Genomic DNA, 22,276 nt, shown 5'->3' on the forward strand with positions numbered 1-22,276 from the left:
CTCATGCTCCTATCCTTTTTTCTACTGCTAAACGTTGTCTTTCCATTGCTTTAAAGAATGGATAATATATACATCCTGCTATTAATAGTGAAATACCTCCCCAAATAACAGCAGGAATATTCCCACCAGTAACTAAATAATGTGAAAATAATGGTGGTATTGTCCATGGAATATTAGCTACTGGTCTTCCTATAATATTGAAGAGCATTAATAGATATGTTCCTGCTGATAAAATTAATGTTGACAAAGTATAGGGTATCATCATGTATGGATTCATAACTAATGGTACCCCAAAAACAACTGGTTCATTAATTTCAAATATACTTGCTGGTAAACATAATTTTCCTAATGTACTGAATCCTTTTTCTTTTGAACGGATCATCATCAAGACAAGCGGTAAAGTAGCACCACCGCCACCTAAGAAAACAAACATAGTAAATCCACTGGCAGTAATATAAGGTGGCTGAGTTCCAGCTGCAAAAGCAGCAGCATTTGCTCCAAACATAGTTAGAAAAAATGGATCAGCTACAGCCAAAACAGCTCCACCGTGAATACCAACACTCCATAACATTGAGCGAATAAACATGAAAACCAAGAATCCCGGTAGAGTATTTAATGCAAAAACAAATGGTGAGAAACAATCCATTAAAATTTGATTAACATTAATACCTAAAATTACACGAATTATCCATATAATTGTCAAAATGACAAATGCTGGAACCAATGACATAAATGATTTTGATACTAGAGGTGGTACTGTATCAGGAAAATGTATCACAAGATCTCTCTTTTGAAAAAAATGCATAATCATTCCTGACATTAATGCTACTAAAATAGCTGTAAATAATCCTTTTGTCCCAAATAATTCAAGATTAATCGCATACTCATCTGTTAGTGTCGCCAATAAAAACGCGGCAACAGAAACAAATGCTGTAATTAATGGATCAATTTTAATATCCGTATAGCCTAAAGCAAAATAATAAGCTACACTAGCAGCTCCAACCAGCCCAACAATCCCAATCGTTATTGTATTAACTGTTGTAATCATAGCAGCGTATGGTTCAAAAAATGATTGAATCGGATCAATTGGAATATTGGGAATTAGCAAAAAGATACTTCCGATAATTGTTAATGGAACTGTAACCATCATACCGTTCTTGACTGCATTCAAATGATGCTGATTAGCCATCTTATTTAATGGTGGTACTAGTTTATCCTCAACAAACATTAATATTTTATTCATTATTTTTCTCCTCTCATTTCCACGAGCGCTCTTCTTTGTACAATCTAATAATAAAGAGAAAGTATGTTTATTTGAATAGTTAAAATTTCCCTTGGCTAGTGGAAATAATTGCATAATTAAAATTATTTTATCTTTCTTCTATATATCTTCTTACTTACTAATTTATTTTTCCTCAATTCATACTAATATGAAAATAAAAAAGAGTTTCAATTATATATTGAAACTCCCATCTTAAAAAGTACTAATTAAATAACCTAAATCTTTTTATCATTTGCCCTATTATTAAAGATTTCGTGCTACTTCATAAGCGTCCCAAATAGCACCACGAATATTTCTCACTTCTTTACTATCACCTAAATTATATACATATGTGTATTTATTTTTTAATTTATCAAATAAATCATGTTTAGATTTATAACCGACTGCAACGATAGTTTGTTCAGTAGCAATAGTTTCTTCATTATTATCTTGAAGAACTTTAATTTCTTGATTACCGATTTTACTAACTTTTGCATTTCCCACAATTCGAACATTATTAAATGCTAATAGATCACGAAGCATCCATTCATTCATTGGCGGTAAAGCAATACCTGATTTTAAAATATCTGGTAAGGCTTCGATAATTGTTACCTTCTTACCATTTTGTGCCAAATGTAACGCTAATTCACATCCAACAAGACCACCACCAATAACTACTACGTTATCTTTTGCAGCTACTTTATTAGTCAATACTTCATTAGCTAGTACCGCATTTTCAACACCATCAATTGGAGGTATCACTGGAATAGAACCTTCACAGATAAATAAACTATCTGGTTTTAATGCATCAATCGCCGCCTCATCAGCTAAAGTATTTAGTTTAACATCTACACCTAATCTTTCTAATTCATTTGTATAATAAGAAGCTAGCGCTAAATCATCTTCTTTAAACTTAGGCATACCACCAACTAATAATTCACCACCAAGGCGATCTGTTGCTTCAAATAAAGTAACTTTATGACCACGAAGAGCAGATACACGAGCTGCTTCTAATCCTGCTGGTCCGCCACCAACAATAACAACATTTTTCTTTACAAATGCTGGTGCGACACCCACAGTATCTTCTCGTCCACATTCAGGGTTAACCGCACAACTACCTAACCCAGATTGTAATAAACGTCCAAAGCAGCCATCATGACATCCTAAACATGGGCGAATTAATGCCTCTAATCCATCTTTTAATTTATTTACATAATCAGGATCACTTAATAAAGGACGTCCCAATCCAACTCCATCAATAGTTCCTTTGTTTAGAGCATCAACAGCCATTTTTGGATCATCCATCCTTCCGGCAATCAATAATGGTACTTTTGCAGCATCACGAATTTTTTCAACTAATGGTAAATACATACCTTTTTCAAAATACATTGGTGGATGAGCCCAATACCAAGAATCATAAGTACCAGCATCTGCATCAAAAGCATCATAACCAGCTTCTTGCAATATTTTTACAGCTTCAATAGCCTCATCAATATCTCTTCCTAACTCTTTAAAATCTTCACCTGGTAAGCCACCTTGCCGTAATTGTTTAATATAGCTCTTAATTGAAAAACGCAAAATAACTGGGAAATCTTTACCACATTTATTTTTAATTGTTTCAACAATTTCTGTAGCAAAACGTAAGCGTCCTTTTAAATCTCCACCGTATTTATCGGTTCTTTGGTTAAACAAAGTCATTGTAAAACAGTCCAATAAGTATCCTTCATGGACAGCATGGATTTCGACCCCATCAAAACCTGAATTTTTAGCAATAACTGCTGCATCACCGAACTTCTCAATAATATGTTCAATTTCTTCGGTCGTTAGTTCACGGCAAGGTGCATTAGGAATCCAACGATTTGTTGTTGGACTTGGAGCAACAAAATCTTTCATATCAACGAAATTAGGCAGCGCCGATCTACCTAAACCAGCAGTTAATTGTAAAAATATCTTTGTTCCAAAAGCATGAGTACGATCAGTCATTTCCTTAGCCTTATGTTCGTATTTTAAAGGTAACATATTTGGGCAAGGAAAACTGCAGCGAGCATGAGGTTCCACGTCATTTTCAACCCAGTTAGCTCCTGTTATAATCAAACCTACGCCACCTTTTGCTCTTTCAACATAATAATCAATACTTTGTTGGGTATAACAATAATCTTCATCAACATCTACGATTGTTGCCATCGGTGCCATAAAAAACTTATTTTTCACCTCAACATCCCCAATTTTTAGCGGTTCAAATAATGGTTCATAAATACTTTTCATAGTAGTCTCCTTTCAAAACTGAACTTGTTCATATTTATATTTTAACACTCATTGTTTGCGCTTACAATGTTTTTAAGATAAAATGTATAATGAAAGGATTAATTATGAATAACATTAAAACAAGTAAGGCAGAAAACACTAAAACTAATATTATTAAGGCTTTAGAACAGTTATCTAAGGATCAAAATCTTGACAATATAAAAATAAGGGATATATGTACATTAGCAAATATCTCAGTAGGAACCTTTTATTTATATTTTAAAAGTAAAGAGGAAGCTATTTTATATATTTATCAACAATGTGATGAGCAGTTTAGAAATTTAAAACTAACTAATGATCCACTTGATAATATCTATCAGATCTTAGATACCTATTATCATATGGTTGACATTGATAACATAAATTTTGATCGTACTATTTATAAATGCCACCTAAATCATTATGATGAGTACTTTTTTTCAGAAGAACGGCCAATCTTTATTTTACTAAACCAACAGATTATTGATTATACAAAAAAAGCTGATTGTAAAGATATAACTTGGGATATTCTAGAATTTTCTCGTGGGCGTATTTATAATGCCTGTATTTCTTTTAAGGAGTTAGATAATACCTGGTATAAACAACAAATAAATAAAACAATCTCTTATTTAAAGCATTTGAATAATGCAACATGAATGATAATTGTTCGGGCTATAAGTAACTTATTGGTTATTTTTTATTTACTATAATTACATTAGAATTTTATTATATATATTATAAAATTAATATTCATTAATAAATAATAAAAATAGATGGCAGTTAAAAACCGACCATCTATTTTTATTCAATAGAGTTTTATTGTTTTAGATTTAATTTGTTATAAATAACTTCAAAGAGCATCTAAATAATATTTAGTTCCTTAATATATTTTTAAGTCCTACCTTATAATACAATAGAACAAAGAATAAAAATATGAACACTCCAACAAGTATTTTAATAATTAAAGTTATTAAATTGCTTGACATAAATGGAACATTAACTACTCCAATATACATAATAACTCCACTAATCAGTAATGGTAGACTTTGTTTAAAATATCTCCAAACTTTTATTTCATTTCTTACCATGTATGTTTGATAAGCACATACACTAAATTCAGCACATAAGGTACCAATTGAAGCTCCTAAAGCTTGAAAATATGGTATCAATAATAAATTTATTACTATATTTACAATTGCACCAAGAAATACAGACACAATATAGATTTTATCTTTTTTGTTAGGAATCAAGTACTGTGTTCTAATCACATTTGCCCACGATATGAATATTGATGACAATACTAATATAGTGATTATATCAGCACATTTATTAAACCCTTGACCATAAAACAATGGAACAAATTCTTTGCTAACACTACTTAACCCAAATGCCATAGAAGATGATAACAAAACAGAAATTATTAATGATTTTTGAATATATTTCATTGCCTCTTTTTTCTTCCCATTAGCAATTAGATTTGACATCCTTGGAAGCATAACAGTTCCTAAAGATGTAATTGCCATTGCAGGAATTGATGTCAATTTGTTAGAACTTTCATAATATCCCACTTCGGTCATTGTACTTAACGCACCAAGCATCACTTTATCCATAATTGTATAAAGACTAATCGCAATAACAGGAATAAATAATGTTAAATTAGGAATTAGATGGTTCTTAATTTCGCTAAAAGTTACTCTTTTAATTTTTACATATTTTGGAACAAATGGCCATAGCATTAACTGGCTAATTAACATGCCTAAAACCATAAGTAATCCATAAACATAAATATCATTAGCAGTTTTAACAAATATAAAAATACAAATTAAGTTCAGAATTTTAATAACAGTATTTCTAGTAACTGTCATTTTAAACATTTCCATACCAAAGAAAAACCAATTAATATCAAATGCAACGGACACTAGATAAATTGTTTGAATTGATGCCATTATTTTATTTTCAGACAAAAAAATAACATATATAATATAAATTACTAAAAGTAATATTGCCATTAGTAACTGCATTACATAAATACTACAAAAAGTTCTAGATAAATTTTCTTTATTATCCTTTACTCCAGCTATCGTTCTATTGCCATAATTGTTTAATCCTAATAAAATAAACAAACCAAAGTACGATGCTATCGAGTACGCATATGAGTAAATACCAATTTTTTCTGCTCCCATTATTCTAGAAATATATGGCGTAGTAATAAATGGTAATATCAAAATCAACACATTGTAAAACGCATTATATAAAAAATTTTTCTTAATACTATTAATTCAAATCACCCATTTCTTATTTATGTAAAACTATCTTATTAATTACACTAATCTCTCCTAAATAAATCTCTTGTATATACTCTATCTTCTACATCATCTAAGCAACTGTCATATCTATTAGCTATGATTGCTTGTGATTGTTTTTTAAATTCTTCTAAGTTATTTACTACTCTACTTCCAAAGAATGTTTCACCATCTTTTAATGTTGGTTCATAAATAATAACTTCTGCACCTTTTGCTTTAATCCGTTTCATTACACCTTGAATTGATGATTGTCTAAAGTTATCAGAGTTAGATTTCATTGTTAATCTATAAACTCCAATAACTACATTTTTCTCTTTATCAGGACTATACTCATTATCTTCGTCATAACTATAATATCCTGCTTTTTCTAATACTCTATCAGCAATGAAATCTTTTCTGGTTCTATTACTAGCTACTATCGCACTCATCATCTCTTGAGGAACATCCTGATAGTTAGCTAGTAATTGTTTAGTATCTTTTGGTAAACAATAACCACCATATCCAAATGACGGGTTATTATAATGTGAACCAATTCTAGGATCTAGACATACACCATTAATGATTTGCTTAGTATCTAAACCTTTCATTTCTGCATATGTATCTAATTCATTAAAGTATGACACTCTTAAGGCTAAATAAGTATTAGCAAACAGCTTTACTGCTTCTGCCTCTGTATATCCCATAATTAATGTTTCAATATCTTCTTTGATTGCTCCTTCTTGCAGTAGACCTGCAAATGTATTTGCAGCTTCTACTAATCTAGGATCATTCATATCTGTTCCAACAATAATTCTAGATGGATAAAGATTATCATATAATGCTTTTGATTCTCTTAAAAATTCAGGAGAGAAGATAATATTCTTAGATCCTGTTTTTTCTCTAATACTTTGAGTATACCCTACAGGGATAGTACTCTTAATAATCATGACAGCTTCTGGATTATATTCCATTACTAACTTAATTACTGCTTCTACTGCACTAGTATCAAAGAAGTTCTTCTTTGAATCATAGTTTGTAGGTGCTGCAATCACTACAAATTCAGCATCACTGTATGCTTCTTTAGCATTTAATGTAGCTACTAGATTTAAATTTTTTGTACTTAAAAAAGCCTCAATTTCATTATCCTGAATAGGAGACTTTTTATTGTTAATCATATTAACTTTTTCTTCAATAATATCCACAGCCATCACTTCGTGATGCTGTGCTAATAATGTAGCGATACTCAATCCTACATATCCTGTTCCTGCTACTACGATTCTCATTTTCACCCTCCATTATTTATGGTAAATTTACTATCTTTTCGATTACATAAAACCAACTATCTACAATTACTTTATGAAAAATTCTTCCTACGCGATTTATTTCGATAAAACAACACTTTATTTTGCTTAAAACCATCATCATTTATGTATACACAACTTTCTAAAATATTTTAATAAGCTATAGAAAATAAACAATCTATTAAATTATAATTAGGATAAAAATATGTTATATTCTTACTTCTTTATAAGCTTCCAATAATTTATTACTAAAGATTTCTTTTGTAAATCTATTTTTAAATTCTAAATAAAAATAGTCTTTATCTTTTTTTAATAGATCTGAATCATTGTAGTACTTTAAAATAATTTCAATGCAAGCCCTTAAATCACCAATATTATATAAATTTTTATGTATAACAGAAGGTACTCCACCAGAATTTGTACCAATCACTACACATTTTTGTGACATAGCTTCAATCAACGTTCTACCAAAAGATTCTTTTTCAGATGTTAAAATAAAAATATCGTTTTCACTATAAAATCTTTTCATATCTTTTATTTTTAAATTATCATAAAAAGTGACATTACTATTTTTTATTCTATCTTTGAATTTTCTTATTTCTTTTTCTTGACTTTTCTCCCACACAATTGCTAAATTAAAATGTATATTATATTCCTCTAAACAATTAATAATTTCAATAACATCTTCCCACCTTTTATAAGGGACAAATCTTGCAGAAAACCCTATACATAAATCTTTATTTTTCGAATTCAAAGAAACGACTTCTTTCCAATCGTCTTCTATAATATTTTCTATTACTTTGAATTTTAAATTTGGAAATCTATTTTCCCAACATTTCTTATTTTCTTCGGTTGTACAAATTACTTTATCAATTGATTTTTCAATAAATTTTAATAATATACTTACTGTAGTGCCATATGCTTCTAAAAAACCTCTATCTGTATAAATTACTTTATTATTAATTAATCTTAATTTTTTTAACAAACCAACAAAAATTATACTACCAATATATTGACAATTTATTATATCTGGTTTTTCACTTCTTATATATTTATATATACTATAAGTATTTAATATTAAATTTATAGCCCTATAATTATATCTCTTATAAAAATTATATTTTACATTTTTTAATTCTATACCGTTTTCTATATATGGACTAACCAACGACACATGATAACCAAAATTAGCGGTCACTTCTAAACATGTTTTTACCGATTTTTGTCCACCTCCAAGAGTAGAAATGTCATACCCTACAACATACATAACTTTCATATTAATTACCTACTTTCTAAAAAAAATAATATTACAAAGATATTCAGAAATCTAGAACTGACAATATCTGGTATAAACATAGCTCCCAATAAAATTACAAATAAAACCCAAGTACTATTTTTCTTAATATTAATTTTTTTAAACAATTCTAAAAAAAGAACACTAAAGGAATTATTCCAATAAATCCTAATTGTACAAGGTATTGAACAATTAGATTATGAGGAACTGTACCTGTATATTTTACAACTGTATCTAACCCCAATCCTACTCCGAATAAGAGATTATTGAAAATTACAGGTATGGATTCTATTATTAATTCTAATCTATTTGACGAATCAAATAATGATTGTCCTCCTCTACCAGCCAAGATAATAGTTAATATTTTAGGAAAAACAATTATCGCAGCTATTGCTATAACAATTGTAAAACCTATATTTATCTTGAAGTTGATTAAAAGAAAAACAATAGAAACAGCAACAAACGCATATAAACCAGTTCTAGCATTAACTATTAGTGTCCCTATTCCCAAATAAACAATACATGTGAAAAAATATAATAATTTTATTTGCCTTTTATAAACCCATATAAGCAGTATCATCATTCCACTTACAATGTAAAGTGAAGAAAAGCTATAATCTGAAAAAAGTGCTGCATAAGATATTCTACCCGTTCCCATATATGATATATTTCCAATAGCTATATGCAGATAATTATTACTAATGTATTGAGCAAAAATTTGTAGTGTATAAGAAATCACACTTATCAAGTACAATTTTTCACTTGTTTTAAATAATACATGTTTTTCTTTATCATTTGACATATTATTTCCTATAATAAATGAAAGCATGAATAATATTATCATCATTGCCTGTTTAATAAGACCTATAATCGTTACACTTTTAAATATGCTAAACATGCATATTAATAAGAATAACAGTATTGCAAAAAATATTTCTTTTTTACCCTTTTTAAAGAATAAAAAAATAATAGTAAAGAAAATACGATAAACCATGATAAGGGAAATATACTTGTTGGTGTTCCTAAAATTGACAAAAATGATCCCGGTATAGATAGTATCATACAAAATAAAATAATATTTTTTTTATTTTGTATATTTTTATTTATCAAATAAAAATATACAAAATATAGTAATTGAATAACTAAAATCAAAAAATTATTCTTAAACGATAATAAAAAAGATTATATATAAAATAAAATATGATATTAAATCTAATAACCATTATATATCCCTCTAATAATTTCCTTATATTCATTCACATTATCATAATTTAGACTTCTCTTTATACTATTAGTAGATTTCATATTTAAACATATTTGATTACTTAATAACCCTTTTAAATTATTTACGTAATCATCCATATTATTGCAAATAAATCCTTCATTCTCAGAAATTATATCTCCTAAAGCTCCTTTGCCAGAACACAATACAACTGTACCAACACTTAATGCTTCTACTGCAACTAAGCCAAATCCTTCCCATTTTGAGGGTATACAAATTGTTTTTGAATTTCCAATATATTCCATAACATTATCTTTAAATCCTAGCAATTCAATATTTCTATTTTTGTTTATTTGTATCATTTCTTTTAAATCTTTGTAAAGACAGCCGTCACCAATAAATGCAAATTGTTGATTTGGATTAGAAACACTGAATTTATTAAATACATCGTATACCAAAAAAGGATTCTTTACATCTTCTAATCTACCAACAAAAATTGAAGCATATTTTCGATTATTTAAATTAATATTGTATTTTGATTTTTCTTTAATATTTATTGGATTTTGAATAACAATATAATTACTATCTAATTTATTCTTAAAAATATAATCTATGTAAATATGTTCTGACACTAGAATAATTTTTGAAAATTTATGTGCTACATATGCATATAAAATTGATTTTAAATTCAATTTTGATAACCAAGGTGCATTATGATGTAAATGAGATATAATCTTGGCTTGTTTATAAAATAATGAACAAATAACAGAAGCTCTAAAATCATGAGCATGTATAACATCCGGATTAATTTCATTAATAATCTTTTTTAATTTAAAATATGTTAACTTTTCCATCGGTAAATACTTGATATTTTTTTTATTTAATACATCTTTTATTTTACCATTTGGACTTGTGTAAAAGAATATTATATTATCACTTGCTTGATTAAACATTTTTATTATAGTACAAGCAACATTTTCAGCGCCAGAATATTTAGAACTTTGCAATACATGAAGTACTTTTCGCTTTTTTTCCATAAATATCCCCTATTCATTACCTAATAATTCTGTTTTGTATATTTCATTAATCTGATCCCTTACTTTCAAAAAATCATATTTTTTTATTACTTCTAAATTTTTAACTTGCATTTTTTTTGCTAATTGTTTGTCACTAATTATAGCTTCCAATTTCTGGGTACAGTCTTCAATGCTTTTAATTAAATATCCATTTACATTATTTATTATTAAATCTCTATTTCCCCTAATATCACTTATAATACAAGGTAATCCACTTGCCATTGCTTCCATTAAAGATCTAGGTAACCCCTCTTGTAACGACGTAAACAAAAAGCAATCTGAGATTGCTAATAATTCTTTTATATCCGTCCTATAACCTAAAAAATGTACTTGTTCTCGAATACCTAAATTTTTGGCTAAATCTTGTAAATTATTTTTCTCGGGTCCATTGCCACAAATCAAATAATGAATTTTAGGATTTTTACATAATGCAATTCCTCTAAGTGCCATTTCATAATTTTTTCGTTTAATTAAATCTCCCATTGCAATGCAAACAAAGTCATCATTTTCTAAAGATAACCAATTTCTATAATCTTCTTTGTTAATATTAATATTTTGGTAATCAGTTGTATTTATACCCACTCCATTTACTTTATATACATGCCCACTTTTTCTTAATTTCATAGTTTTAGCAACATGATAATCTTCCTCATTCATAGTTATAATCACATCAGAATAATGTGCTAAATATTTTTCCATGGGTTTATATATACAATTATTTACCAATGGTGCACCCTTATAAAAATGAAAACCATGTGCAGTATAAAATATCTTGATATGTTTTGTTTTCTTCCCGCAAAGTCTTCCTAATGCTCCGCCTATTGGGGTATTACAATGAATTACAGAAATATTTTCTTTTTTTATTAAATTATTTAGTTGTTCATATGCTTTAACATTTCTAATATTAAATGGAAATCTAACCAAATCTATATGATGAAAATGTATATTTGGATATTTGTCCATAGTTTCTTTGGGCAGATTATTAAAATTGGCTGCAAAATGGAATTCATATCCTAAAGCAATGGCAGCATCTAATGAAGCTGTATGAAAATTAGTAATATTCTTACATATATTAGAAATAAATAATAGCTTTTTCAATTACAATTTCCCCCTTTTCTTAGTATTTGTATAAATATTTTCCTTTTTCAAAACTGTAATAATAGTTTTAAAAAAAATCTTAGTATCTAGTAAAAAGCCCATATTATTAGCATACCAAACATCATACTTTCTTTTATCCCTTAAAGATAAACTATTTCTATAGTACGCTTGCGTATATCCTGTTATTCCTGGTTTAACTTTCATTTTATCTAATTCCTCTGGTAAGTAATCGTTTAAAGAATTCCATTCACTTGCTCTTGGACCAATTATACTCATTTCACCAATTAACACATTAAATAATTGTGGTAATTCATCTAAACTTGTTTTTCTTAAAACTTTACCTATTTTAGTGACTCTAGGATCATCCTCAGAATTATAAGTACTTCCATCCGCATTACGTATATCTTCGCAGTTTTCCTTCATCGTTCTAAACTTATACATTTTTATTTTTTTACAATCTTTGCCAATTCTTTCAGCACTATAAAAAATGTTATCCTTATCATCTAATTTTATCAGTAAGGCTATGATAAACAAAAAAGGCATCAACATTACTATACTAATTAATGAAATAATAAAATCCATTATTCTTTTTAAAAATTTATACATACATAACTCCTATTTTTTTATCAATTTTATTTCATCACTATTTTTGTCCAATATTAGTGATTTTGCTGGTACAACAACTTGTTTAAAACCCACATTCCTTTGTACATATGATCCAGCTCCAATTAACGAATAATCATTAATTTCTAACCTGTTTTTTATTACCGCGCCCATACCAATAAAACAATTGTTGTTTATAACTACTTCGCCTCCAATAGTGCTATTTGCTGCAATAAAATTATTATTATAGATAGTGATATCGTGAGTAAGTACACTACCTGCATAAATAACATTATTATCTCCCAACGTTACATTAGTTCCAATATATGCGCCTGGAAAAACAATATTGCCCACACCAATTTTGTTTGACGAAACAATTGCTTTATCACTAATAAAATTAATCAATTGATAACCTAATTCCAAACATTTCTCACTCATAGCCTGACGTGTTCTATTCATATTGCTATATCCAATTGTATTCAATATCTTAATTTTTTCATACTTAAAGCAGGAAGTTAATTCTTCAAAAGGTACTAACTTTGTATCATTTTTAAAGCAAATATTATTATATTTATTAACATCTTTTTTACTTACGGTGTGGCATAAAATTGTATATTTATGCTCACTTTCAATCATATCATGTATCATAAATGAGTACTTTGTAGCGCCCAATATTATAATTTTTTCTTTTATCTCCATATAGGACCCTGTTCACCCCTATCAGTTAAAACAACAATTTTTAACTTTTTCTTTAAAAATTGTACTCTTTTCATAAGTTCTTCATGATTACTTGCTGATACAATTGAAAAAAACCTAGCAGTTTTATCTGTAAAAGGTTTCGTTTTCATTCCCAATTTTATATTCGACAAATTGTTATGATAAATATAATCAAGTTTGCAAATTTCTTCAATTCCATTTATTGCAATAACTTTTCCAACAGGTAAAAAAAATGACACATAGCAACTACTTCTATCTAAAGATAAATGTTCAGGAATACTCGATATTTTTCCGGTAGCTAAATCTATTAAAAATTTTTCTGTATTTAAGCCTGTTTGTAATGAGATTAAGTCTGAAGAAATGAATACACCTCCACCTCTTGCTGCTGCTTCTATTAAAATAATATCGTTACCATTAATAATAAATTCACTATGTGTTATACCTTGTTTTAAGTTAAAACCACTAATAATTTTTTTATTTAGCTCAAGTATTTTGTTTATTAATTCATTATTGGCTTGTGATGGAAATTCTCGCATAGTTGCAGAAAAGACATCAGGAATATTAAAATAATGAGTATCTCCAATTATCAAATTTTCAAACTCATGATTTACACATATTCCTTCTACTACAAATTCTTGTCCAATAACAAATTCTTCCAAAAGTATTTTTTTCTGTTTCGAATATCTAAGCGATTCTTGAAATTTTTGAATAAGTTCTTCAACATTTGATACTTTATATACACCTTTACTCCCTTGATTATCAATAGGCTTTATTATTATTGCTCCATTGATTGAATTAAAAAAACTAATGGCATCTTCTAGATTTACACACAATTTGTATTTTAAAGTTTTAATCCCTAGTTCTTTACATCTTTCTCTCATCAAAAATTTGTCAGTAAATAAACATGCTACAGAATAGTCATTTCCAGGTAATTCCATTTTTTCAGCTACATAAGCAATTGTACGTACTGGCAAGTCAGTCTGATCTGTAATAACACCACAAATATTATATTTTTCTGCTAATTTAACTATGTTTATTTCATCTCGAATATCATAATATTCTGAATATTTAGATATTTTATGTCCTGGTTCTTCCCTATTTGGAGAAATAACCAAGGTATTATATCCTAATTGATTTGCTCTTTCAATCAAAGGTATTTGAAGTGTGTTAGCACCCAATATCATTAACGTATCCTTCATATTTTCTCCTCATTTCTAAAGTAATTCACATAATTTTTTTAAAATATAATTAATATCATCATCACTTAACTTTGTATGTAATGGTAAAGTCACTTCATTTATAAATTGATTATATGCATTTGGATAATCCTTGATATCAAATCCTAACTTTTTATACGCTGTTAGTAATGGTAATGGTTTATAATGTACATTACATGCAATTCCTTTTTTTGCCATCTCTGTAATGATTTCATTTCTTTGTTCACCAGATATTCCATTAATTCTCACTAGATATAAATGACCTGATGAGTTATGATTCTCATCATAATGATTTAATATTTGAACATCTAAATCTTTTAATCCTTCATTGTATTTATAAATAATTTCTTTTCTTCGTGATAATAATTTCTGATATTTATCTAACTGTGCTAATCCAATACCAGCCATAATATCTGTCATATTACATTTATAAGCTGGTGAAATAACATCATATTCCCACGCCCCTAACTTAGTCTTGGCTAATGCATCTTTGGATTGACCGTGAAGTGATAATAACTGATATTGTTCATAAATATTTTCATTATCGATATTTTCTATATCTTTCCAGACTACCGCTCCCCCCTCAGCAGTAGTTAAATTCTTTACCGCATGAAAACTAAAAGAAGTGAAGTCAGCTACTTCACCACACATCTTATTATCTTTAGATGCTCCAAATGCATGTGCTGCATCAGCCATCACAATAATTCTACCAAATGCTTTTTGAATTTCATTTGAAGCCTTAAATAAATCTTTTTTAGCTTCAACTATTTCAAATATTTTTTTATAATCGCACATAATACCAGCTAGATCAATTGGAATAATAACCTTGGTTCTTTCAGTGATCTTGGCATTCAATTGATTATAGTCCATTTCAAATGAGTCCTTAGCCACATCAACTAATATTGGTGTTGCTCCAACATGACATATTACTGAACAAGTTGCAGTATAAGTGTACGCAGAAGTAATTACTTCATCTCCAGGACCAACACCAAGTAATCTAAGCGTTAATTCCATACAAGCAGTAGCACTATTTAGACATACTGCCCTTGAAGTATTACAATAATCAGCAATTCTTCTTTCAAACTCCTTGGTTTTTGGGCCTGTTGTAATCCACCCTGATTTTAAAGTATTTATTACACCATTGATTTCCTCCTCACCAATATCAGGTGGTGAAAAAGGTATATTCTTTTTTTCTATAATATCCATAATCTCTCTCCCCTCCATAATAAAAAACTGCTTTATGCAGTTAAATTGTACAAAAAAAGAATATAGTTCCCCCTACCCCAAGTAGAAGAAACTATATTCAAATTATTAAAATGTGCGGTAAACCAGCTACATTTATTAAATTTTACTTTTTATTTCAAGCCCAGCTAAGATATGTCGATTTAAAAACTCGATATCTAAAACCGCTATTCTGTTGTGCTTATCAATCTTAACAATATGATCTTGATAATGAATTAATGGTCCATATATAACTTTAGCTTTATTATCTTCTATAAATGCTTGGGACATTTCTAAGATACCTTCGCTATTGAGTAGTTTATTAAACATCTCGATTTCTTCATCTCTTAAAGCTGTAACTCCATCATCTTTAAGCTGCTTAATCAAACCATCTCTCTGTTCCCCTAATTCATATAACAGATTATCAAAATCACTTTGCTTCATCTCACTTCTAACAAAAATATATCCTGGAAATAACATTTTTAATGTATTTCCTTTAATATCTCGACGATAGTATTCAATCTTTGGAATAAAAGCATCAAGACCTTTTCTTCTTAGAACTGAACACAACTTATTTTCTTTTGCAACTAATGCAAATAATACATACCAGTTATCTTTCATAACAACTCCTATGTTTTACTTGTAACTTCCAAAGGAACTTTCATTGTTTTACCAAAAACATCACCAATAAAAGCAACTCTTTTATGACGATCAATTTTCTTAATCATTTCCTCTTTACCAACTAATGGTCCTTTTTGAACTATTAACTTAGAATCAGTAATAGTTCCCATTGAACGGGTTATTAAATGATCATCATTAAATAACGATTCTAAAAGTTCTTTTTCATTATTGGCTAATGATAAAACTTTTTGTTCATCACTTTGCATAATTCTCATCGTAGAATCCATATCTTTTTCTAAACTTTCAATAATCTGATAAAACTCCTGTGAATTAAATTCACTTTCAATAAAGATATAATTAGGAAACATCGGCACTTCTGCAAATACCTTCTTTCCATCTTTTTTCATTAACTTTTCAATTTTTGGTACAAAAGCAGTCATCTCAGGATGATTATTAAAATAAAGTAAAAGATCATTGATCTTATTATCATTTGCAAAAATAATATACCAATTCATCATAATCCTCCTTACAATATAAACTAACTTTTGGTCACAAAACTGTCTTATATTAAAGTACTCTACGAACAAAAAAATTCTATAGTTACGTAAGCATTTTATCATTATCGAACAAAAAATGATAGGATAAATTGTCAAAAAACACCGATAAAACTAAATTATAAATTTATTTACCAAATAATTAATGTTTTAAATAGATTTAAGTACTATTTCTAGTCATTTTTTTGGTCAAAAGAATCTAAAAGAAAGAAGAGTATAATATATGCCAAGAAGAGGAGAAAATATTTTTAGAAGAAAAGATGGCAGATGGGAAGCCCGGTATGTTAAAGCAATAAGTACTAATAATAAAAAACTATATGGAAGTGTTTATGCTAGTACCTATACTGAAGTTAAACAAAAAAGAGAAAATATATGTAATTCTTTAAACAAAGAAAAAATTAAAAAGTCGAATATTAATAATCAAGTATTAGAATATTATATAGTTGAATGGTTAAATGTGTATCGAATTAAATTTAAAGCCCCTACTTATGTCAAGTATTATAATGTAATCTATAATTATTTATTACCATATTTTAAAGATATAAAGGCGAATGAATTAAATACCAAACAAGTTGAATTATTTACCGCTTCTTTATTAAAAGAAGGAAAAAATGGTAAACCACTATCACCTAAAACAGTAAAAGATATTCTTTCTTTGTTTAAATCCATTATAGGATATATAGAATCCGAACATAATATTAGTATAAATACTAAAATAATATATCCTAAAAAACAAAAAGAAAAAGAACGCATATTATCCAAAGAAGAATTTATAAACTTGAATCAAACTTTATTACAAGAAATAGATTCATGCAAATTTGGTGTACTTATAGCCATGGCTACTGGATTACGAATCGGTGAGTTATGCGCTTTAAAATGGAAAGATATTTCACTAAAAGAAAACTATATCTATGTTAACAAAACAATGCAGCGAATAAAAAATATTTACAGTGATAATCCAAAAACAATAATCATTGAAGATTCACCTAAAAGTTCTACATCAAATCGAAAAATTCCAATTCCAGCTAATCTTATTACTCTATTTAAACAATTTAGGCAAAATGATGATTGCTATTTATTAACTGGCAGAAGTGACAAATTTGTAGAGCCCCGATCATTAGAAAGAAAATTTCGAAAATATATTAAAAATGCAGGAATTGAAAAAGCTAACTTTCATATGCTAAGACATACTTTTGCAACTATGTGTATCGAGGGTGGTTTTGAAATCAAATGTCTTAGTGAAATTCTTGGTCATAGCGGTTCTCAAATTACCTTAGACCGCTATGTTCATTCATCATTTGATCTTAAAAAAAGTTGGATTGACAAGTTTTCAAATCAAAACATTTCTTGTCACTAAATATGGTCATAGTCAAAAAGTACTTATAAATAAGTACTTTTTTAGCTTTGTCGTAGAGTACTTTACTCTACGACTTTCTTTTATTATTTACAAAAAAAATATTTTTATTCAAAAAATGTAGAATTTGATAAACTATATTATCTATTTAAGTATCTAATTCTAATACTCCTGATACTGTATCCCATAATTATTTCAATAAAAAAACATGAACTCAAGGTAAATCCTAAGTTCATGTTTTTTGTTTATTTTAATAAAACTCGATCCGTATATTCTTGAGAAGAAGTAGAATACAAATGAATCAAGCCCTCTACGGTCATTTCTTCTCTTTCTTTGCCTTCAATCATTGCAATGATTTGTCCATCTTTCATAATCATTGTTTTATTACCGTATTTTAGAGCATCTTCCATATTATGAGTAATCATCAGTGTAGTAATCTGATGCTCTTCAACAATTTTTTGTGATAATTCTAAAACCTTTAATGCCGTTTTTGGATCTAAAGCAGCTGTATGCTCGTCCAATAACAATAAATCTGGAGTTACTAAAGTTGCCATTAATAACGTCAATGCTTGTCGCTGTCCTCCAGACAACAATCCAACTTTAGAATCTAATCGTTCTTCCAAACCTAACTCTAATTCCATCAGTGCCTTTTTAAACTCTTCACGATGACGATGAGACATTAGACTTAAACTAAAATGTTTACCTCTTTGATTTGACAAATGAAGATTTTCTTCAATTGTCATATTTGGGGCTGTACCCTTTAAAGGATCTTGAAACAATCTTCCAATCCCTTTTGAGCGCTTGTACTCAGGCTCAAAAGTAATATCACGACCATTTAAAATAATATTTCCTCGTTTTGTATCAACTGCTCCAGAAATAGCTTGAAATAAAGTTGATTTACCAGCACCATTACTTCCAATGATTGTAACAAAATCCCCTTTATCAAGTGCAAGATTAATATTATTAAGGGCGACTTTTTCATTAACTGTACCTTCATTAAAAACAACTGATACATCCTTTAATTCTAACATTAATTGCGCCCCCTTTTCTTACTTCTAAATGCTCCATTAGTTGAAGCAATTGCCACAATAACAAGAACTGCTGATAACAGCTTTAAATATCCTGAAGGAAGTCCCAGCTGTAGAGCAACTGTTAGGACTGCACGATAGAAAATTGCTCCAAATACAACTGCAACTAACTGAAAAATAATTTTTTCTTTCTTTATAAATGTTGTTCCGACAATAATACTAGCTAAGCCAATTACCATCATTCCTGTTCCACTGCTAATATCTGCAAAGCTTTGATGTTGGGCAAATACAGCACCACTCATAGCGACTAAGCCATTTGCTAATGCTAAACCTAAAATCTTCATTTTATCAGTATCAATAGAGCTTGCTCGAACCATATCTTCATTATCACCACAGGCTCTAAGTGATAATCCTAGCTGAGTTCTTAAGAAAAAATCTAAAATCACACAAATAACAATTACAATCAAATATATTAAAATAATTTTCCCATAAGGATCAAATGCAGTAAAACTGCTAAAAATAGTATTATTACCAAACAGTGATAAATTAGGAGTATCATTCATAATTGCTAAATTAATTGAATATAATCCAGTCATTGTTAAAATCCCAGATAAAAGCGGCATAATTTTGAATTTTGTAATTAATAGACCAGTAACTACCCCAGCTGCTGCACCAATCACAAATGAACCTATTAATCCTACATATGGCATTGAATTAATCGTAAACATCCCGCTAACAGCACATCCCAAAGCGAAACTTCCATCAACCGTTAAATCTGGCAAATTTAACACTTTATAACTGATATATAAACCAAGTGAGAGAATGGCAAAAATTCCTCCTAACTCCAGTGCTCCTAAAATAACCGTCTGATTCATAAAACTACTCCTTTATTTCTACATATGCTTTATCATTTTTAATTTCATTAGGCAAAGTAATACCTAATTGTTTTAATACTTTTGTATTTACATAAACACTTAAATTTTCTTTAAATACTTTAACTGGAATATTTTCCACTTTTTCACCTTTTAAGATTTTATCAACCATATTTGCAGTTTCTTTTCCAAGATCTTCGTAATTAATTCCAACACTTAAAAAACCACCATCTTGAACCATTGAATCAGCGCCTACATATAAAGGTACTTTTGCTTTAGCACAAGCAGGTCCTACCATATCCATTGCATTTGCTACAGTATTATCATTTGGAGCAAAGACTGCATCACATTTACTAGTTAATACATCAATTGCACTTTGCACTTCATTTACTCCAGTAACAGTTGTTTCAATCATTTCAATTCCTTTATCATCACAAAAAGCTTTTGCTTTAGCAATATTAGTAACTGAATTTACTTCACCTTTATTATAAATGACTCCTATTTTTTTCAAATCCGGATTAACTTGTAAAGCTCTTTCTAAAATCATTTCAACTTGAATCTCATCACTCGTTCCCGTAATATTTTTATCTGGTTTTTCAAGAGATGTAGTTAAACCAGCTTTAATTGGATCAGTTACCGCTGCAAAAACAACTGGTGTATCAGTTGACATTTCAGCTGCTGTTTGAGCTACAGGAGTTGCGATTGCAACTACACAATCTTTTTTACTAGATTTAAAATCTTGAATAATCGACGGAGCTGTGTTCATATCTCCTTGAGCATTTTTAAAAGTATACTTAATATTTTCACCTTCTTTATATCCCAAAGCCTCCATCTGTTCATCAAAAGCATCTTTAATTGTATTTAATGATGTATGTTCAACATATTGAATAATCGCTACCTCTTTTACATCACCATTACTACTGCTATTTCCACATCCTGTTAAAGCTGTCATTGTTAAAGCTGATACTGCCATTAATTTAAATAGTTTATTAATTCTCATTTTTATGTTCCCCTTTTTCTTTATAGTTTTTATCTTTTAAATTATAAAGAGCTACACCATCGCTTATCTAATCTCATTTTTCTTCCCCTTTCGAAATCACATTTAAACAAAAAAACACCTGTCCTAAAAGGACAGATGTTAAAATCTGCTATACCACCTTATGGTCTTTGTCAAATGCTATCACATTTTTGCTTTGTAACGTAAGCTAACGTCAAAAGATACTCAAATTACTTCTTTCCCCTTTGCCTTCATGGGTCCATTTACCAAAGTCGCATCTCTATCTAGCTTCCACCACCCTAGACTCTCTACAAGCGCGTTCGATGTTTTATCTCCCAATCACAAGTTTATCTATGAATAAAATCTATCACACATATTTCTCTTTGTCAATACGATTGAATGCAAAAGCAGACTAATTATTAGTTTTAATCTGATATAGTTTCTCTAATTCATTAATCATTTGAATTGATGTAAACCTTTTTTATTTCCTAAAAGAAGACTGGCTTTAAAAAGATAATAAAAGAATTAAACTTAAATTTCTTTCCTAAAAACATCTCAAGAGAATATTTTAAATAGACTTTTAAAAGTATTTTTAATAAATCAAGAATAAGATAAAAATTTAATGAAATAGTTGATTAAAATATAATTTATTAAAGTCTATGTATCAAATATGATAAAAAATCGACTTAAACAGTTTAAAGATCAGCTTAATTATTTCAATCACATTTACTATCTAAGACTTTTGTCAGTATAGATTTACACCTATACTATTATAATGCCTTCGATATCTGTCATCACTATTCAGTAAATATTCTACCAAATAGCAATTAACCTATAATTACAAAAAGCTCTAACGGGCAGTGCTATTACAATTAGAAAAAATATATTATTAGAACAAAAAAGTCTTCAGAATATGGATCAGATCATGAATATTATTCCCTTATTCCGTTAGAAATAACGAAACTAGAAAACTTCAAGCTTTAATAACTTATTTGGATTGCATATAAAAATACAGTGTTTTAGCAACTTACAATCAGTTAATAAGCACTATATTTTATTTGCGACTATTAAAAGTTTGACTAATCTCCAAAAATTCACGTTTTCCTATTATATAATCATAATAAACTTCCTGCGGTGAAGTACCTGCAAAAATCTTACAAACTCCACAATTTTCACAGTCCCCATTTTTACATGCAAAAAGCTTGTTAAGATAGTTTTCTCGTTCACTTTTAGTAGTTTCTTTAATCAATTTAGCCATTTTCCTATCTCCTTAAT

20 protein-coding genes are annotated in these 22,276 nt (G+C 28.6%); 2 read left to right on the forward strand and 18 right to left on the reverse strand.

Annotation, left to right across the window (positions count from 1 at the left end):
* Nucleotide 1: 1 nt before the first annotated feature.
* Together EYR00_RS11845 and EYR00_RS11850 are read right to left on the reverse strand one after the other, a co-directional pair.
* Nucleotides 2-1,243, reverse strand: coding sequence for a PTS sugar transporter subunit IIC (locus EYR00_RS11845; RefSeq protein ID WP_022007599.1), 1,242 nt, complete (start codon nucleotides 1,241-1,243; stop codon nucleotides 2-4).
* Nucleotides 1,244-1,525: 282 nt separating this feature from the next.
* Complete coding sequence (locus EYR00_RS11850) at nucleotides 1,526-3,526, reverse strand: FAD-dependent oxidoreductase (protein ID WP_003535908.1); 2,001 nt, start codon at nucleotides 3,524-3,526, stop codon at nucleotides 1,526-1,528.
* Nucleotides 3,527-3,630: 104 nt separating this feature from the next.
* Between EYR00_RS11850 and EYR00_RS11855 the strand changes: the two genes are divergently transcribed.
* Nucleotides 3,631-4,200, forward strand: coding sequence for a TetR/AcrR family transcriptional regulator (locus EYR00_RS11855; protein WP_117791992.1), 570 nt, complete (start codon nucleotides 3,631-3,633; stop codon nucleotides 4,198-4,200).
* 216 nt (nucleotides 4,201-4,416) lie between these two features.
* On the opposite strand, the gene EYR00_RS11860 is transcribed toward EYR00_RS11855, so the two are convergent.
* The 12 genes from EYR00_RS11860 to EYR00_RS11915 all read right to left on the reverse strand — a co-directional run bounded on the left by EYR00_RS11860 (nucleotide 4,417) and on the right by EYR00_RS11915 (nucleotide 16,711).
* A complete protein-coding gene (locus EYR00_RS11860) occupies nucleotides 4,417-5,823 on the reverse strand; it encodes a flippase (RefSeq protein WP_040434184.1) in 1,407 nt (468 codons plus the stop codon).
* Between the two features lie 47 nt (nucleotides 5,824-5,870).
* Nucleotides 5,871-7,109, reverse strand: coding sequence for a nucleotide sugar dehydrogenase (locus EYR00_RS11865; protein ID WP_003535905.1), 1,239 nt, complete (start codon nucleotides 7,107-7,109; stop codon nucleotides 5,871-5,873).
* Between the two features lie 226 nt (nucleotides 7,110-7,335).
* Nucleotides 7,336-8,403, reverse strand: coding sequence for a glycosyltransferase family 4 protein (locus tag EYR00_RS11870; RefSeq protein WP_003535904.1), 1,068 nt, complete (start codon nucleotides 8,401-8,403; stop codon nucleotides 7,336-7,338).
* A 148-nt stretch (nucleotides 8,404-8,551) separates the two neighbouring features.
* The gene (locus tag EYR00_RS11875; protein WP_182481621.1) at nucleotides 8,552-9,223 is read right to left on the reverse strand and encodes an O-antigen ligase family protein; all 672 of its coding nucleotides are present in this window, start codon (nucleotides 9,221-9,223) and stop codon (nucleotides 8,552-8,554) included.
* A gap of 410 nt (nucleotides 9,224-9,633) precedes the next feature.
* Nucleotides 9,634-10,680, reverse strand: coding sequence for a glycosyltransferase (locus EYR00_RS11880; protein WP_003535901.1), 1,047 nt, complete (start codon nucleotides 10,678-10,680; stop codon nucleotides 9,634-9,636).
* 9 nt (nucleotides 10,681-10,689) lie between these two features.
* The gene (locus EYR00_RS11885; protein ID WP_003535900.1) at nucleotides 10,690-11,817 is read right to left on the reverse strand and encodes a glycosyltransferase family 4 protein; all 1,128 of its coding nucleotides are present in this window, start codon (nucleotides 11,815-11,817) and stop codon (nucleotides 10,690-10,692) included.
* Nucleotides 11,818-12,423, reverse strand: a complete 606-nt coding sequence (locus EYR00_RS11890) for a sugar transferase (RefSeq protein WP_003535899.1) — start codon at nucleotides 12,421-12,423, stop codon at nucleotides 11,818-11,820.
* A 9-nt stretch (nucleotides 12,424-12,432) separates the two neighbouring features.
* Nucleotides 12,433-13,119: an acetyltransferase gene (locus EYR00_RS11895; protein ID WP_003535898.1), complete on the reverse strand. Its 687-nt coding sequence runs from the start codon at nucleotides 13,117-13,119 to the stop codon at nucleotides 12,433-12,435.
* A complete protein-coding gene (locus EYR00_RS11900; RefSeq protein ID WP_003535897.1) occupies nucleotides 13,110-14,336 on the reverse strand; it encodes an ATP-grasp domain-containing protein in 1,227 nt (408 codons plus the stop codon). The genes EYR00_RS11895 and EYR00_RS11900 overlap by 10 nt, the downstream gene beginning before the upstream one ends.
* A 15-nt stretch (nucleotides 14,337-14,351) precedes the next feature.
* Nucleotides 14,352-15,560, reverse strand: coding sequence for a DegT/DnrJ/EryC1/StrS family aminotransferase (locus EYR00_RS11905; protein WP_040434180.1), 1,209 nt, complete (start codon nucleotides 15,558-15,560; stop codon nucleotides 14,352-14,354).
* Nucleotides 15,561-15,695: 135 nt separating this feature from the next.
* Entirely contained in the window at nucleotides 15,696-16,196 is a 501-nt protein-coding gene (locus EYR00_RS11910) for a transcription termination/antitermination NusG family protein (protein WP_003535892.1), read from the reverse strand.
* 8 nt (nucleotides 16,197-16,204) lie between these two features.
* Nucleotides 16,205-16,711, reverse strand: coding sequence for a transcription termination/antitermination NusG family protein (locus EYR00_RS11915; RefSeq protein WP_008791227.1), 507 nt, complete (start codon nucleotides 16,709-16,711; stop codon nucleotides 16,205-16,207).
* A 262-nt stretch (nucleotides 16,712-16,973) separates the two neighbouring features.
* Between EYR00_RS11915 and EYR00_RS11920 the strand changes: the two genes are divergently transcribed.
* Complete coding sequence (locus tag EYR00_RS11920) at nucleotides 16,974-18,107, forward strand: tyrosine-type recombinase/integrase (protein ID WP_003535883.1); 1,134 nt, start codon at nucleotides 16,974-16,976, stop codon at nucleotides 18,105-18,107.
* A 242-nt stretch (nucleotides 18,108-18,349) separates the two neighbouring features.
* Here EYR00_RS11920 and EYR00_RS11925 read toward each other — a convergent pair whose 3' ends face one another.
* The 4 genes from EYR00_RS11925 to EYR00_RS11940 form a co-directional block, all read right to left on the reverse strand.
* Nucleotides 18,350-19,135 carry an ABC transporter ATP-binding protein gene (locus EYR00_RS11925; RefSeq protein ID WP_003535880.1) on the reverse strand — a complete coding sequence of 262 codons (786 nt, stop codon included), beginning with the start codon at nucleotides 19,133-19,135 and terminating at the stop codon, nucleotides 18,350-18,352.
* Nucleotides 19,135-20,007: an ABC transporter permease gene (locus EYR00_RS11930; RefSeq protein WP_003535879.1), complete on the reverse strand. Its 873-nt coding sequence runs from the start codon at nucleotides 20,005-20,007 to the stop codon at nucleotides 19,135-19,137. The genes EYR00_RS11925 and EYR00_RS11930 overlap by 1 nt, the downstream gene beginning before the upstream one ends.
* 4 nt (nucleotides 20,008-20,011) lie before the next feature.
* Nucleotides 20,012-21,004 (reverse strand): ABC transporter substrate-binding protein, encoded by a 993-nt coding sequence (locus EYR00_RS11935; protein ID WP_003535878.1) that lies wholly within the window; start codon nucleotides 21,002-21,004, stop codon nucleotides 20,012-20,014.
* Nucleotides 21,005-22,055: 1,051 nt separating this feature from the next.
* Nucleotides 22,056-22,259 (reverse strand): hypothetical protein, encoded by a 204-nt coding sequence (locus EYR00_RS11940; protein WP_003535877.1) that lies wholly within the window; start codon nucleotides 22,257-22,259, stop codon nucleotides 22,056-22,058.
* Between the last annotated feature and the right edge of the window lie 17 nt (nucleotides 22,260-22,276).

This window comes from Thomasclavelia ramosa DSM 1402, from assembly GCF_014131695.1.
Classification (GTDB): Bacteria; Bacillota_I; Bacilli_A; order Erysipelotrichales; family Coprobacillaceae; genus Thomasclavelia; species Thomasclavelia ramosa.